This window comes from Streptomyces sp. NPDC030245, from assembly GCF_055572995.1.
Genome location: NZ_JBVICF010000001.1, coordinates 542,060 through 557,016, shown reverse-complemented (window position 1 = coordinate 557,016; position 14,957 = coordinate 542,060). Strand labels below are relative to the sequence as shown.

The window sequence follows — 14,957 nt, the reverse complement described above, 5'->3', positions numbered from 1 at the left end:
TTCGCGTCTAGATTCAATTCATGGCGGAGACGAAGCGCGAGATCGAGCGGAAGTACGACGTCGGGGCGGGCGCGACGCTGCCCGACCTGTCGGGCGTCGCCGGGGTCGAGGACGTCGTCGACAGGGGCGTCGTCGAGTTGGACGCCGTCTACTGGGACACCCCCGACCAGCGCCTCGCCGCGGGGTCGGTCACGCTGCGGCGGCGCACCGGCGGCGACGACGCGGGCTGGCACCTGAAGCTGCCGGTCTCCCTCGCGGAGGGCGTGCGCGACGAGGTCCACGCCCCGCTCTCGGACACGGTGCCGCGCGCCCTCGCCGGCCTCGTGCGCTCCCGGGTGCGCGAGGCCGAACTGGTCCCCGTCGTCAGGCTCCGGTCCGCCAGGAACCTGTGCCACCTCCTCGACGCCGAGGGCACTCTGCTCGCCGAGGTCAGCATCGACGAGGTGCGGGCCGAGCGGCTCGACGGCGGCACCGGCACCGCCGCATGGTCCGAGGCCGAGGTGGAGCTGGCGGACGGCGGCGACCCCGCGATCCTCGACAGGGTCGAGAAGAAGCTGAAGAAGGCGGGCGCGCGACGCTCCTCCGCGCCGTCGAAGCTGGCCAGGGCACTGGCGGAGACCGCGCCGCAGGAGACCGCGCCGCAGAAGAGCACGACGAAAAAGAGCGGGACGCAGAAGAGCGGGACGAAGAAGAGCGGCACGGAGAAGGCCGAGCCCGAGACCGCGACCCGCAGCGGCAAGAAGGCCGGCAAGGGCGAAGCCGTGGCCGAGGCGGTCGACGCGGCCGTCGGCAAGGGCACGGGCACCGCGGGCGACCACGTCCTCGCCTACCTCCGCGCCCAGCGCGACGCGATCGTCTCGCTCGACCCCGCCGTCCGCCGCGACCTGCCCGACTCCGTGCACCAGATGCGGGTCGCCACCCGCCGGATGCGCAGCGCACTCAAGTCGTACCGGAAGCTCCTCGACCGGACGGCCACCGACCCCGTCGGCGACGAGCTCAAGTGGCTCGCGGGCGAACTCGGCGTCGACCGCGACCAGGAAGTCCTCGCCGAGCGGCTCACCACCCGCATCGACGCGCTGCCGAGGACGCTCCTCCTCGGCCCGGTGCGCGGCCGCCTCCGCATCTGGAACGTCGCCCGCAGCGCGGGATCCCGGCGCAGGACGGTCGCCGTCCTCGACAGCAAGCGCTACCTCGCCCTCCTGGACAAGCTCGACGCCCTGCTCGCCGCGCCCCCGCTGCGTCCCGCCGCCTCCGCGCCCCCCGCGAAAGCGCTCCCCAAGGCGGCCCTCAAGGACTACGCCCGCCTCGCCGCCCGCGTCGAGCACGCCCTGCAACTGCCGCCGGGCAAGCAGCGCGACCTCGCCCTGCACGACGCCCGCAAGGCCGCCAAGCGCGCCAGGTACGCGGGCGAGTCGGCGGTGCCCGCGCTCGGCAAGCCCGCCAAGCGGTTCGCCAGGCGGATGAAGGCCGTGCAGACCGTGCTCGGCGACCACCAGGACAGCGTCGTCGCGCGCGAGGCCCTGCGCGCCCTGGCGATCCAGGCGCACCTCGCGGGGGAGTCCGCGTTCACCTGGGGGCTGCTGTACGGCCAGGAGGAGGCGGCGGGCGCCGACCGGGAGCGCGAGCTGCCGGGGGTGTGGGCCGAGGCGTCCGGGGAGAAGGTGCGGGCGGCACTGGGCGGCTGAGCGCCGGGGTACGCTTGATGGTCACCCCTGCCCGCTCATGAAGGTTCGCGATGTCTGCCGAGTCGGTCTTCCCACAGCTCGAAGCTCTGCTCCCGCATGTGCAGAAGCCCATCCAGTACGTCGGCGGTGAGCTGAACAGCACCGTCAAGCCGTGGGAATCCTGCGACGTCCGCTGGGCGCTCATGTACCCGGACGCGTACGAGGTGGGCCTGCCCAACCAGGGCGTCATGATCCTCTACGAGGTCCTGAACGAACGCGAGGGCGTGCTCGCCGAGCGCACCTACAGCGTCTGGCCCGACCTGGAGGCCCTGATGCGCGAGCACCGGGTCCCCCAGTTCACCGTCGACTCGCACCGCCCCGTCGGCGCCTTCGACGTCTTCGGGCTCAGCTTCTCCACGGAGCTGGGCTACACCAACATGCTGACGGCCCTGGACCTCGCGGGCATCCCGCTGGAGTCCAAGGACCGCACCGTCGACCACCCGATCGTGCTCGCCGGCGGCCACGCCGCGTTCAACCCCGAGCCGATCGCCGAGTTCATCGACGCCGCGATCATCGGCGACGGCGAGCAGGCCGTGCTCGACATGACCGAGATCATCCGCGCCTGGAAGGCGGAGGGTCGCCCCGGCGGCCGCGAGGAAGTCCTCTTCCGCCTGGCCAGGACGGGCTCGGTCTACGTCCCGGCGTTCTACGACGTCGAGTACCTCCCGGACGGCCGCATCGGCCGCGTCGTCCCGAACCGCAGCGGCGTGCCGTGGCGCGTGTCCAAGCACACCGTCATGGACCTCGACGAGTGGCCCTACCCCAAGCAGCCCCTCGTCCCGCTCGCCGAGACCGTCCACGAGCGCATGTCCGTGGAGATCTTCCGCGGCTGCACCCGCGGCTGCCGTTTCTGCCAGGCCGGCATGATCACGCGCCCCGTGCGGGAGCGAAGCATCACCGGCATCGGCGACATGGTAGACAAGGGTCTGAAGGCGACCGGCTTCGAAGAGGTCGGCCTGCTGTCGCTCTCCTCCGCGGACCACAGCGAGATCGCGGACGTCGCGAAGGGCCTCGCCGACCGGTACGAGGAGGACAAGATCGGCCTGTCCCTCCCCTCGACCCGCGTCGACGCCTTTAACGTGGACCTGGCGAACGAGCTCACCAGGAACGGCCGCAGGTCCGGCCTGACCTTCGCCCCCGAGGGCGGCTCCGAGCGCATGCGCAAGGTCATCAACAAGATGGTGTCCGAGGAAGACCTCATCCGCACCGTCTCGACCGCGTACGGCAACGGCTGGCGCCAGGTGAAGCTGTACTTCATGTGCGGCCTGCCCACCGAGACCGACGAGGACGTCCTCCAGATCGCCGACATGGCGACGAAGGTCATCCAGAAGGGCCGCGAGGTCTCCGGCTCGAACGACATCCGCTGCACGGTGTCGATCGGCGGCTTCGTGCCCAAGCCGCACACCCCCTTCCAGTGGGCCCCGCAGCTCTCCTCCGAGGAGACCGACGCCCGCCTGGAGAAGCTCCGCGACAAGATCCGCGGCGACAAGAAGTACGGCCGCTCGATCGGCTTCCGCTACCACGACGGCAAGCCCGGCATCGTCGAGGGCCTCCTCTCGCGCGGCGACCGCCGCGTCGGCGCCGTCATCCGCGCCGTCTACGAAGAGGGCGGCCGCTTCGACGGCTGGCGCGAGTACTTCAGTTACGAGCGCTGGATGCGGTGCGCCGAGAAGACGCTGCCCGAGATGGGCGTCGACGTCGACTGGTACACCACGCGTGAGCGTACGTACGAGGAGGTCCTGCCCTGGGACCACCTGGACTCCGGTCTCGACAAGGACTGGCTCTGGGAGGACTGGCAGGACTCGCTCGACGAGACCGAGGTCGAGGACTGCCGCTGGACGCCGTGCTTCGACTGCGGTGTCTGCCCGCAGATGGACACGCACATCCAGATCGGCCCCACCGGCAAGAAGCTCCTGCCGCTCACGGTCGTCAAGTAGCCGTACGTGCCGCGACTCGCCCCGCCCACCGGCCTGGTGCACCACTCCTTCATCGCTGCGATGGAGGAGTTCCGGGCCGAGGGGCAGGGCGGGCCCGACGACGACACGACGCTCGGCCGCGCCCTGCGCGACTACGGCGACAAGTGGCACGACCCCGCGGTCTTCGAGCGGTACGTGACCGAGGTGCGCGCCGCGGTCCACCCCGCCGAGCCGTACTCCGTGCCCGTCACCACCCTCTGGTACGTCGACGGCGCCGACTATCTCGGCCGGCTGGCCATCCGGCACACCGTCGCCACCCGCTTCCTGCGCGAGTACGGCGGCCACATCGGCTACGACGTCCGCCCCACCGCCCGCCGCCGCGGCCACGCCACCCGCATGCTGCTCGGCTGCCTCCCGTACGCCGCCCGGCTCGGCCTGGCATCCGTCCTGGTGACCTGCGACACCGACAACACCGGCTCGCGCAAGGTCATCGAGGCGGCGGGCGGCACGTTCGAGGACGAACGGGGCGGCAAGCTGCGGTACTGGATCCGAACCGGCGCCAAGAGCGTCTAGGACTACATGGACCTGGAAAAACGGCCTCACCACGAGGCTGTCCCGCAGCCCTCGCAGGGGCGGACCGACCGGCAGCCCCCGCAGGCCGAAGGGTGTCTCGCCGTCGCGATCCGCATCCCGGTGCGGATCGTCGTGCTCGTGCTCGTCGTCCCCGTGCGCCTGGTGTGGGACGCGCTCGCCGTGTGCGGCCGTTTCGTCCACCGCACCGTGCTGCGGCCCGTCGGACTCGCCATCGGCACGGTGCTGACCTGGCTGTTCAAGGCCGTCTTCGTCTGGCCGTGGGTGGGCCTGTGGCGGTACGTGCTCGTGCCGGTCGGCAAGGGTCTCGGCTGGCTCGGACGCATGCTGATCGTGGTCCCCGCGGTGTGGCTGTACGCGCGCGTGCTCACGCCCGTCGGCCGCGGCATCGCCTGGCTCGGACGGGTCCTGTTCGTGATCCCCGCCGAGTGGCTGTACGCGCGCGTGCTGACACCGATGGGCCACGGATTCGGCCGGCTGGCACGGTGGTTGGGCGCCGGGGCCGCCGCTGCCGGGCGCGGCATCGGCACCGTCCTGGTGTGGCTGTTCAAGGCGGTCTTCGTCTGGCCGTGGGTGGGCCTGTGGCGGTACGTGGTCGTGCCGGTCGGCGTCGCGCTCGCCTGGCTGGTGCGGACACTGGTCGTGGTGCCCGCCGTCTGGCTGTACCGGTCCGTGCTCACCCCGGTCGGGCACGGCATCGCGACGCTGTTCCGCTGGATCTTCGTCGTGCCCGCCGTCGCCGTGTGGCGGTGGGTGCTCGCCCCGGTCGGGCGGGCGATCGCCGTCGTCGCGCGCGAGGTCGGCGCCGCGTTCGGACACGCCTGGCGGATCGCCGGGCACATTTCCCTCGCCGTCGGCCGCTTCCTCGGCAAGCTCCTGCGGTGGATCTTCGTCGAGCCGGTGCGGTGGGCGTACCGCTCGATCCTCACGCCCGTCGGGCACGCGGTCCGCGACGCGATCTGGCGGCCCGCCGCCGCGGCCGCCCGGAGCGTCGGCCGCACCGCACGGCAGGCCCTCGCGTCCGCGCGCGACAGCGTGCGCCAGGCCAGGGCCGACGTCCGGCGGATGCTCTTCGGCGCCCCGAGGGAGCCGGTGCCCGTACCGGTGGCCCGGCGGGAACCTGACGCGCCCGAGACACGTACTCTAGGTAGCAGTACGACGGCACTCATGAAGGACTGACGACACTGGGCAAGCGACAGCCCGTAGGCCCGCCGCCCGCACCCGCGGTGCAGCGCATCCGACTGCGCTACACCAAGCGCGGCCGCCTCCGGTTCACCAGCCACCGTGATTTCCAGCGCGCCTTCGAGCGTGCGCTGCGCCGCGCCGAGGTGCCCATGGCGTACTCGGCGGGGTTCACCCCGCACCCGAAGGTGTCGTACGCCAATGCCGCACCCACCGGCACGGGCAGTGAGGCCGAGTACCTGGAGATCGCGCTCACCGCGCCGCGCGACCCCGACAAGCTCCGTGAGCTCCTCGACGAGTCGATGCCCGCCGGGCTCGACATCGTCGACGCCGTCGAGGCCCGCACCTCGGGCCTCGCCGACCGCCTCACGGCCTCCGTCTGGGAGCTGCGCCTCGTCGGTGTGGAGCCCGCGGATGCGGAGCGCGCCGCCGCCGCCTTCACGGCGGCGGAGCAGGTCGAGGTCCAGCGCCGCACGAAGAACGGCATGCGTACCTTCGACGCACGCGAGGCCGTCGTGAGCCTCGCACTCGCCGACGGCGAACCAGTCGCTCACGACGCTGATAGGCCGACCGACAAGCCCTGTGCGATACTGCGGCTGGTTGTTCGGCACGTGACACCTGCCGTACGACCCGACGACGTCCTGTCCGGTCTCCGAGCTGTGGCCGACCTGGCGCCGCCGGTCCCCGCAGCGGTGACCAGGCTGGCGCAGGGGCTTTTCGATGAAGAGACCGGCACGGTGACCGACCCGCTCGCGCCCGACCGCGAGGCAGACACGGCCGCCCCACCCACGGCCGCCGTACCTGCCGCCGCGAAGGCGCCGGCGCCGGAAGGCCCCCGTTAGGGACGTACGTCGACGCGCAGCCCTCGTACTCGGGAGCCACCTGGGTCGGGCAGCGCACTGACCGAGACTTTCGCCAGGCCGTCCGCACATGGGCGTACGGAACCGGCGAGACAAGACATAGAGCTCCCGTGCGGCGCCCACGCCCCCGGATGGCGGCCCCGCGCACAGCGCGAGCCGCGGACATCACCGGACCAGGCGCGGCGCCCGGGAGCGTGACGGGAGAACAGCCCGCATGCTTGAGCCGAACGACCCCACTGAGGGTTCGCAGAACAACACCCCGAGCGACACCCTGCCGCCGCGCCGCAGGCGCCGTGCCGCGTCGCGTCCGGCGGGCCCGCCGACGGGTGCCGCCGAAGCCGCGGCCCCGGCCATAACGGCCGCCCCCGCCGCCGAAGAGGCCCCCGAGGCCGCGGAGACCGAGGAGACGACCGAGGCCGTCGAGGCCCCGGCGCCGGTCGCCGAGCCCGCGGCCGAGGCCGCACCGGCCGCCCGCCCCCGCCGCCGCGCCACCCGCCGTGCCTCCGCGCCCGCCGGTGCCCCGCAGACCGCGGAGGCGGCCGAGCCCGTCGCCGAGACCCCCGCGCCCGCCGCGCCGGAGCAGGACACCGCCGAGGAGGCCGCCCCCGCCCCGCGCACGCGCCGCCGTGCGACCCGCCGCGCCTCCGCACCCGCCGGTGCGCCCCAGGCCGCCGACGAGACGGCTGCGGCTGTCGAGGAGGCCCCCGCGCAGGCCGAGCCGGTCGCTGAGCCGGTGGCCGAGGAGGACGCACCGAAGGGTCGTACGCGTCGCCGTGCCACGCGCAGCACCTCGGCTCCCGCCGCCGCGCCGCAGGCCGTCGAGGAGGCCCCCGCGCAGGCTGAGCCCGTTGCTGAGCCGGTGGCCGAGGAGGACGCGCCGAAGGGTCGTACGCGTCGCCGTGCCACCCGCAGCGCCTCGGCTCCCGCCGCTGCCACGAAGGCCGTCGAGGAGGCCCCCGCGCAGGCTGAGCCCGTTGCTGAGCCGGTGGCCGAGGAGGACGCGCCCAAGGGCCGTACGCGTCGCCGTGCCACGCGCAGCGTCTCGGCTCCTGCTGCCGTCGTCGAGGAGGCCCCCGCGCAGGCCGAGCCGGTCGCCGAGCCTGTCGCCGAAGAGGACGCGCCGAAGGGTCGTACGCGCCGCCGCGCCACCCGCAGCGCCTCGGCTCCCGCCGCCGCCCCGCAGGCCGCCGAGCGGGAGGTCGCCGCCAAGCTCGCCGAGCAGCCGGCCGGCGCCGAGAAGGCCCCGGCCGCCCCGGTCGAGGAAGCCGCCGACGTCGCCGACGACGAGCCCCGTGGCCGTCGCCGCCGCGCCACCCGTAAGGCCGCGGCCACCGGCTTCTCCGCGCCGTCCGGCCACAAGGCCCGCAGGGCCCAGCGCGCCGAGGAGTCCGGCGAGGACGGCGGACGCAAGCCCCGCCCGGCCGTCGCCGTCTTCCAGGCGCCGGTGTTCGCCGAGCCGATGTTCCAGACCCCGGAGCGCGCCGCCGCCGCGGCCGCCGCCGAGGCCGCTGAGGAGAGCGCCGAGCCCGCCGCCGCGGTGGAGGAGGAGACGACGCCGCGCAGGCGCCGTCGCCGCCGTGCCGCCGACGAGCAGCCCGCCGTCGAGGAGCGCGAGCCCGTCAAGGCCGCCGCCGAGCAGCCCGCCGACGAGCCCGAGGACGCCGCCGAGCAGGTCGACCAGGCCGACTCCGACGACGACACGGAGGAGTCCGGCGAGCGCCAGGGCCGCCGTCGCCGTCGCGGTGGCCGTCGCCGTCGCCGCGGTGACGCCACCGACCAGGACGCCGAGCAGCAGGACTCCGCGCGCCCCGCCCAGGATGCCGACGACTCCGACGTCGACGACACCGTCGCCGCCGAGCAGGCGGAGCAGGACGCAGAGGACACCGCGGAGCAGGACGCGGAGGACGCCGAGGAGTCGGAGTCCCACGGATCCGGCTCCAGCAGCAGCCGTCGCCGCCGTCGCCGCCGTCGCCGCGCCGGTGACTCGGCCGAGGGCGAGCCGGCCGACGGCGACCCCGAGCGCACCGTCGTGAAGGTCCGTGAGCCGCGGGAGCGGCGCGCGAAGGACACCGAGCGCGAGCCCGGCACCGGCGCCGACGAGGTCCAGTCCATCAAGGGCTCGACCCGTCTGGAGGCCAAGAAGCAGCGCCGCCGCGAGGGCCGCGAGCAGGGCCGCCGCCGCGTGCCGATCATCACCGAGGCAGAGTTCCTGGCGCGCCGCGAGGCCGTCGAGCGCGTGATGGTCGTCCGCCAGAACGGCGAGCGCACCCAGATCGGCGTCCTGGAAGACAACGTGCTCGTCGAGCACTACGTCAACAAGGAGCAGGCCACCTCGTACGTCGGCAACGTCTACCTGGGCAAGGTCCAGAACGTGCTGCCGTCCATGGAGGCCGCCTTCATCGACATCGGCAAGGGCCGCAACGCCGTCCTGTACGCCGGTGAGGTCAACTTCGAGGCGCTCGGCATGGCCAACGGCCCCCGTCGCATCGAGTCCGCCCTCAAGTCCGGCCAGTCGGTCCTCGTGCAGGTCACGAAGGACCCGATCGGCCACAAGGGCGCCCGCCTGACCAGCCAGGTCTCGCTGCCGGGCCGCTACCTCGTGTACGTGCCCGAGGGCTCCATGACCGGCATCAGCCGCAAGCTGCCCGACACCGAGCGCGCGCGTCTGAAGACCATCCTCAAGAAGATCGTCCCCGAGGACGCGGGCGTCATCGTGCGCACCGCCGCCGAGGGCGCGAGCGAGGACGAGCTGCGCCGCGACGTCGAGCGGCTCCAGGGCCAGTGGGAGGACATCCAGAAGAAGGCGAAGGCGATCTCCACGAGCTCGCCCAGCCTGCTGTACGGCGAGCCGGACATGACGGTCCGCGTCGTCCGCGACATCTTCAACGAGGACTTCTCCAAGGTCATCGTCAGCGGTGACGAGGCGTGGGAGACCATCCACGGCTACGTCTCGCACGTCGCGCCCGACCTGGCGGACCGCCTCTCGCGGTGGACGTCCGAGGTCGACGTCTTCGCGACGTACCGCATCGACGAGCAGCTCGCGAAGGCCCTGGACCGCAAGGTCTGGCTGCCCAGCGGCGGCTCGCTGGTGATCGACAAGACCGAGGCGATGATCGTCGTCGACGTCAACACCGGCAAGTTCACCGGCCAGGGCGGCAACCTCGAAGAGACCGTGACGAGGAACAACCTCGAAGCGGCCGAGGAGATCGTGCGCCAGCTCCGCCTGCGCGACCTGGGCGGCATCGTCGTCATCGACTTCATCGACATGGTCCTGGAGTCCAACCGGGACCTGGTCCTGCGGCGCCTGCTCGAATGCCTCGGGCGGGACCGTACGAAGCACCAGGTCGCCGAGGTCACCTCGCTGGGCCTGGTCCAGATGACCCGCAAGCGCGTCGGCCAGGGCCTCCTGGAGTCCTTCTCCGAGACCTGCGTGCACTGCAACGGCCGTGGCGTCATCGTGCACATGGAGCAGCCCACCTCCGTGGGCGGCGGCGGCAAGCGCAAGAAGCGCGGCCGCGGCGGCTCGGACCACCAGGACCACGGCCACGAGCACACGCACGAGGTGGAGTCGGCCGACGACTCGGCGGAGACCGAGACCGCGGCCGAGGTCGCGGCCGAGGTGGCCGCTCCGGTGGCGCTGCCCGAGCCCGAGTTCGTCGCGGACGAGGAGCTGTACAGCAGCGCGGCCGAGGCCGAGGCGGCCGCGTCCCGCGGCCGTTCGCGGCGCCGTGCCACGCGGCGCGCGTCGGCTCCGGCGGGCGCTCCCCGCGCGGAGGCCGCTCCCGAGGAGGAGGCCGCGCAGGCCGACGCCCCGCGGGCGGACGCCGAGAAGGCGGAGGCTCCGAAGGCCGCGAAGAAGTCAGGCAAGCGGGCGGCCAAGGCCGCCGAGCGCGCCGAGCGTGCCGCGAAGGCCGAGGCCGAGGCGGAGGCCAAGGCCGCCGAGATCCCGGCCGTCGAGGCCGAGACCGCGCGCACGGTGGCCCCGGCCGTCGAGGACCCGATCGTGGGCAGCCCCGAAGCCGTCGAGGCGGCGCAGGAGGCCCACGAGGCCCATGAGGCGGCCCCCGCGGCTGCGGAGGCTCCCGCGGACGACGCCGCGCCGAAGGGGCGTACGCGCCGTCGCGCGGTCCGCAAGGCGACGTCGCCGGCCGGTTCGCCCAAGGCCGCGGAGGGCGCCGACAGCGCCGAGGTGGTCGTGGAGGCCCCCAAGGCCGAGCCGGTCGCCGAAGCGGTCGCCGAACCGGTGTCCGAGCCCGTCGCCGAGGCGCCCGTCGCCGACGCCGCGCCGCCGCGTCCGCGCCGCCGTGCGGTGCGCAGGGCCACCGCGCCGACCGCGTCCCCGGAGGCGGCCATCGTGGTCGTCCCGTCGACGGAGAAGCCCGCCGAGAAGCCCGCTGACAAGCAGGCCGACAAGCCCGCCGAGACGGCGGGGACGGAGACCGAGGCCCCCGCCGAGGAAGCCGCCCCGGCCAAGAAGACGGCGCGCAAGGCGGCCAAGAAGGCGCCCGCCAAGAAGACGGCGGCCACCAAGACGGCCGCCAAGAAGACCGCGGCCAAGAAGACGGCCGCAAAGAAGACGACGGCCAAGAAGGCGTCGAAGGCGACGGCGAAGAAGGCCGCGGCGGCGGAGCAGACGCCGTCCGGCGTCTCCGCGAGCGCGACCAGCGAGGACTGACCTCTTCGCGACCGGTGCCCCCCGCACGGCGACAACGCCGGGCGGGGGGCACCGCCGTGTCCTGGAAACGGCGTCGCACACCCCGAAAGCGTGAAGTGGGACGGCCGTTCTTTGAGCTCCGGGGGGATACCTGTAAAACTCATGCGGTCTGATGAATGAACAGGGACGTGTGCGTGCGTTTGGGGAGACTGCGCGCCTTCGCCCGGGGAGGGATGACACATGGCGCACGGGCGCCTGCGAGGCACGGGACGGCACCGTGCGGTGAAACCGGTCAAGGGCGGCCGCCAGGCGGCGGCGCTGGCCACGGTCCTTTCGGCGGCGGGGATCCAGGCCGCGGGTTCCATGGGGACCGCGTCGGCGGACCCGCAGCCCACCTGGACGGAAGGGCCGATCTTCAACGATCCCAAGGGCTCCGTCGACCAGCAGCACGCCATCAGGACCCGGCTGATCGAGCTGACGAACTCCGCCGTGCCCGGCTCGACGATCAAGGTCGCGGTCTACCACGTCTGGGAGGCGCCGGTCGTCGACGCGCTCGTCGCCGCCAAGAAGCGCGGCGTGCGCGTCCAGGTCCTGCTCGACGAGACCAGCAAAAGCGACCGGCCGACGAACACCTCGTACGCCACACTGAAGTCGGCGCTCGGCACCGACAAGACCAAGCCGTCGTTCGTGGCCCTCTGCCCGACCGGCAAGTCCTGCCTGGGCAACCCGAGCTACGGCAAGTCGATCATGCACAACAAGTTCTGGCTCTTCTCGGAGGTCGAGGGCGCCAGGGACGTGGTCGTGCAGACGACATCGAACTCGACGCCGTCGGCGCACACGAAGTTCTTCAACGACGCGCTGCTGCTGCCGGAGAACCCCGCCATGTACGACGCGTACGCGGAGTACTTCACGGACATGCTCGGCAAGCGCTGGGCCGACTGGGACTACCGCACGGTCAGCAGCGGCCGCTACAAGGCGTACTTCTTCCCGCGCAACGGCACGGTCAACGAGACCGACACCATGTACTCGGTCCTGAACAACGTGAAGTGCACGTACAAGGACTCCGCGGGTGTGACGCAGCGCACGAAGGTCCGCGCCGCCATCTTCAAGATCACGCGGAAGCAGATCGCCGACAAGCTCGTCTCGCTGAAGAAGGCCGGCTGCTCGGTGAGCATCCTGTACGCGGAGACGGACAGCGCCAAGAGCCAGGGCGGCACCCCGGGCACCTGGGAGCAGCTGCACGCGTCGGGCGGTCCGTCCGTGCGCTGCTACAACGACGACCGGGACCCGCTGCGCCCCGGCGCCCGCCTCACGACGCCGTACATCATCCACTCGAAGTACCTGCTGGTCGACGGCGTGTACGACGGCAAGCGGAACAAGGTCTCCTTCACCGGGTCGCAGAACTACACCGCGCCCGCGCTGCGCGAGAACGACGAGGCGATCGTCAAGATCGACGACGACTCGGTGCACGACACCTACCGCTCGCACTTCGACCGCACGCGGGCCGTGGCCTGGCCCGGCAGCGCGGACAAGACGGACCTGTGCAAGGGCGTCAAGCCGCTGCCGCCGGACGGTGAGAAGCCGGTCACCTGAGCGGGGGGTACGGGGCTGGTTTGACCCTTCAGGACCGGCCCCGTAACCTTGACCGTCGGCGTGTTCCTATGCACGCCCGCCCTCTGTAAACCTATTTCCTCTCGTGGCCCCGGGCCGTGAGAGAGGCTGTCCCGCTTCTGCGGGCGGCTGGACTGCAGGGGTCCCGTTCCGAGCGAGAGAGAGATCCGCGTGTACGCCATCGTGCGCAGCGGTGGTCGCCAGCACAAGGTTGCTGTCGGCGACATCGTTGAGGTTGACAAGATTTCCACTGCCAAGGTTGGCGACACGGTCGAGCTCTCGACCCTGCTCGTTGTCGACGGCGAAGCCGTGACGAGCGACCCGTGGGTCCTTGCCGGCATCAAGGTCCAGGCCGAGGTCGTGGACCACCACAAGGGCGCGAAGATCGACATCCTTCGCTACAAGAACAAGACCGGCTACCGCCGTCGCCAGGGTCACCGCCAGCAGTACACGGCGATCAAGGTCACCGGTATCCCCACGGCTGCGAAGTAAGGGACTGAGACAAGATGGCACACAAGAAGGGCGCATCGTCCACTCGGAACGGTCGCGACTCCAATGCTCAGCGGCTCGGCGTGAAGCGCTTCGGCGGTCAGGTCGTCAACGCCGGTGAGATCCTGGTCCGCCAGCGCGGCACGCACTTCCACCCGGGCTCGGGCGTCGGCCGCGGCAAGGACGACACCCTGTTCGCGCTGGACGCCGGTGCGGTGGAGTTCGGCACCCACCGCGGCCGCAAGGTCGTCAACGTCGTTCCGGTCGCCTGATCCAGGCTGCCGTAGAACACGTTCTTCGCGAGGGCGGACCTCTCTTCCCGGTGTCGGGAAGAGGGTCCGCCTTTCGCGTGTTAGACGTAAGACATTTCCGTTCTTTTCTGGAGGCACCGAACCATGACCACCTTCGTGGACCGCGTCGAGCTGCACGCCGCCGCGGGTAACGGAGGCCACGGCTGTGCCTCCGTCCACCGTGAGAAGTTCAAGCCGCTCGGCGGCCCCGACGGCGGCAACGGCGGCCGTGGCGGCGACGTGATCCTGGTCGTCGACCAGGACGTCACCACCCTCCTGGACTACCACCACAGCCCGCACCGCAAGGCCACCAACGGCCAGCCCGGCGCCGGCGACCACCGTTCCGGCAAGGACGGCCAGGACCTGGTCCTGCCCGTCCCGGACGGCACGGTCGTCCTCGACAAGCAGGGCAACGTCCTCGCGGACATGGTCGGCCAGGGCACCACCTTCGTCGCGGGCCAGGGCGGCCGCGGCGGCCTCGGTAACGCGGCGCTGGCCTCCGCCCGCCGCAAGGCCCCCGGCTTCGCGCTGCTCGGCGAGCCGGGCGAGGCCCGGGACGTCGTCCTGGAGCTCAAGACCGTCGCCGACGTCGCACTCGTGGGCTACCCGAGCGCGGGCAAGTCCTCGCTGATCTCCGTGCTGAGCGCCGCGAAGCCGAAGATCGCGGACTACCCGTTCACGACGCTCGTCCCGAACCTGGGCGTGGTGACGGCGGGCTCGACCGTCTACACCGTCGCGGACGTGCCCGGCCTCATCCCGGGCGCCAGCCAGGGCCGCGGCCTCGGCCTGGAGTTCCTGCGCCACGTCGAGCGGTGCAGCGTGCTCGTGCACGTCCTCGACACGGCCACCCTGGAGTCCGACCGCGACCCCGTCTCCGACCTCGACGTCATCGAGGCCGAGCTGCGGGAGTACGGCGCGGGCCTGGAGAACCGGCCGCGCATCGTCGTCCTGAACAAGATCGACGTACCGGACGGACAGGACCTCGCCGACCTGGTCAGGCCCGACCTGGAGGAGCGCGGCTACCGCGTCTTCGAGGTGTCCGCCGTCGCCCACAAGGGCCTCAAGGAGCTGTCCTTCGCCCTGGCCGAGCTGGTCGGCGAGGCGCGTGCCGCGAAGCCGAAGGAGGAGGCGACCCGCATCGTCATCCGCCCCAAGGCCGTCGACGACACCGGCTTCACGGTCACCCGCGAGGAGGTCGGCGGCGAGCCGCTGTACCGCGTGCGCGGTGAGAAGCCGGAGCGCTGGGTGCGCCAGACCGACTTCCAGAACGACGAGGCCGTCGGATATCTCGCGGACCGCCTCAGCCGCCTCGGCGTCGAGGAGGCCCTGATGAAGGCCGGCGCGCGCAACGGCGACGGCGTCGCCATCGGCCCCGAGGACAACGCGGTCGTCTTCGACTGGGAGCCGACGATGATGGCGGGCGCGGAGATGCTCGGCCGCCGTGGCGAGGACCACCGTCTGGAAGCGCCCAGGCCGGCCGCCCAGCGGCGCAGGGACCGCGAGGCGGAGCGGGACGAGGCCCAGCGGGAGTACGACGACTTCAAGCCCTTCTAGTACTCCAGGGCGGCGCAGGCAGCGCATACGAAAGGGCCCCCGAGCTTGGATCCAGGCTCGGGGGCCCTTTCGTATGCGCTCAGACA

The 14,957-nt window shown here is 72.3% G+C and carries 10 protein-coding genes; all 10 read left to right on the top strand.

Annotated elements, in window-relative coordinates:
• The first annotated feature begins 20 nt into the window (after positions 1-20).
• On the top strand, positions 21-1,685 hold the full coding sequence (locus tag ACZ4Z4_RS02455) for a CYTH and CHAD domain-containing protein (RefSeq protein WP_468321065.1): 1,665 nt from the start codon (positions 21-23) through the stop codon (positions 1,683-1,685).
• A 50-nt stretch (positions 1,686-1,735) separates the two neighbouring features.
• The gene (locus tag ACZ4Z4_RS02450; protein WP_468321063.1) at positions 1,736-3,661 is read left to right on the top strand and encodes a TIGR03960 family B12-binding radical SAM protein; all 1,926 of its coding nucleotides are present in this window, start codon (positions 1,736-1,738) and stop codon (positions 3,659-3,661) included.
• A 6-nt stretch (positions 3,662-3,667) separates the two neighbouring features.
• Complete coding sequence (locus tag ACZ4Z4_RS02445) at positions 3,668-4,213, top strand: GNAT family N-acetyltransferase (RefSeq protein WP_468321061.1); 546 nt, start codon at positions 3,668-3,670, stop codon at positions 4,211-4,213.
• Positions 4,214-4,219: 6 nt separating this feature from the next.
• Positions 4,220-5,410 (top strand): hypothetical protein, encoded by a 1,191-nt coding sequence (locus ACZ4Z4_RS02440; RefSeq protein WP_468321058.1) that lies wholly within the window; start codon positions 4,220-4,222, stop codon positions 5,408-5,410.
• A 47-nt stretch (positions 5,411-5,457) separates the two neighbouring features.
• The gene (locus ACZ4Z4_RS02435) at positions 5,458-6,255 is read left to right on the top strand and encodes a TIGR03936 family radical SAM-associated protein (RefSeq protein ID WP_468321056.1); all 798 of its coding nucleotides are present in this window, start codon (positions 5,458-5,460) and stop codon (positions 6,253-6,255) included.
• A gap of 232 nt (positions 6,256-6,487) precedes the next feature.
• Positions 6,488-10,948 carry an Rne/Rng family ribonuclease gene (locus ACZ4Z4_RS02430; RefSeq protein ID WP_468321053.1) on the top strand — a complete coding sequence of 1,487 codons (4,461 nt, stop codon included), beginning with the start codon at positions 6,488-6,490 and terminating at the stop codon, positions 10,946-10,948.
• A gap of 219 nt (positions 10,949-11,167) precedes the next feature.
• Positions 11,168-12,520, top strand: coding sequence for a phospholipase D-like domain-containing protein (locus tag ACZ4Z4_RS02425; RefSeq protein ID WP_468321051.1), 1,353 nt, complete (start codon positions 11,168-11,170; stop codon positions 12,518-12,520).
• 189 nt (positions 12,521-12,709) lie between these two features.
• Positions 12,710-13,030: a 50S ribosomal protein L21 gene (rplU, locus tag ACZ4Z4_RS02420; protein WP_127831517.1), complete on the top strand. Its 321-nt coding sequence runs from the start codon at positions 12,710-12,712 to the stop codon at positions 13,028-13,030.
• Positions 13,031-13,044: 14 nt separating this feature from the next.
• The gene (rpmA, locus tag ACZ4Z4_RS02415; RefSeq protein ID WP_365355700.1) at positions 13,045-13,299 is read left to right on the top strand and encodes a 50S ribosomal protein L27; all 255 of its coding nucleotides are present in this window, start codon (positions 13,045-13,047) and stop codon (positions 13,297-13,299) included.
• Positions 13,300-13,422: 123 nt separating this feature from the next.
• Entirely contained in the window at positions 13,423-14,871 is a 1,449-nt protein-coding gene (gene obgE, locus ACZ4Z4_RS02410) for a GTPase ObgE (RefSeq protein ID WP_468321048.1), read from the top strand.
• Positions 14,872-14,957: the final 86 nt, after the last annotated feature.

What these genes read in the sequence shown, in the direction of transcription:
- ACZ4Z4_RS02455 (WP_468321065.1), top strand. Translation starts at nt 21, where the DNA reads ATGGCGGAGACGAAGCGCGAGATCGAGCGGAAGTACGACGTCGGGGCG.
- obgE (WP_468321048.1), top strand. Translation starts at nt 13,423, where the DNA reads ATGACCACCTTCGTGGACCGCGTCGAGCTGCACGCCGCCGCGGGTAAC.
- ACZ4Z4_RS02440 (WP_468321058.1), top strand. Translation starts at nt 4,220, where the DNA reads ATGGACCTGGAAAAACGGCCTCACCACGAGGCTGTCCCGCAGCCCTCG.
- rpmA (WP_365355700.1), top strand. Translation starts at nt 13,045, where the DNA reads ATGGCACACAAGAAGGGCGCATCGTCCACTCGGAACGGTCGCGACTCC.
- ACZ4Z4_RS02450 (WP_468321063.1), top strand. Translation starts at nt 1,736, where the DNA reads ATGTCTGCCGAGTCGGTCTTCCCACAGCTCGAAGCTCTGCTCCCGCAT.
- ACZ4Z4_RS02425 (WP_468321051.1), top strand. Translation starts at nt 11,168, where the DNA reads ATGGCGCACGGGCGCCTGCGAGGCACGGGACGGCACCGTGCGGTGAAA.
- ACZ4Z4_RS02430 (WP_468321053.1), top strand. Translation starts at nt 6,488, where the DNA reads ATGCTTGAGCCGAACGACCCCACTGAGGGTTCGCAGAACAACACCCCG.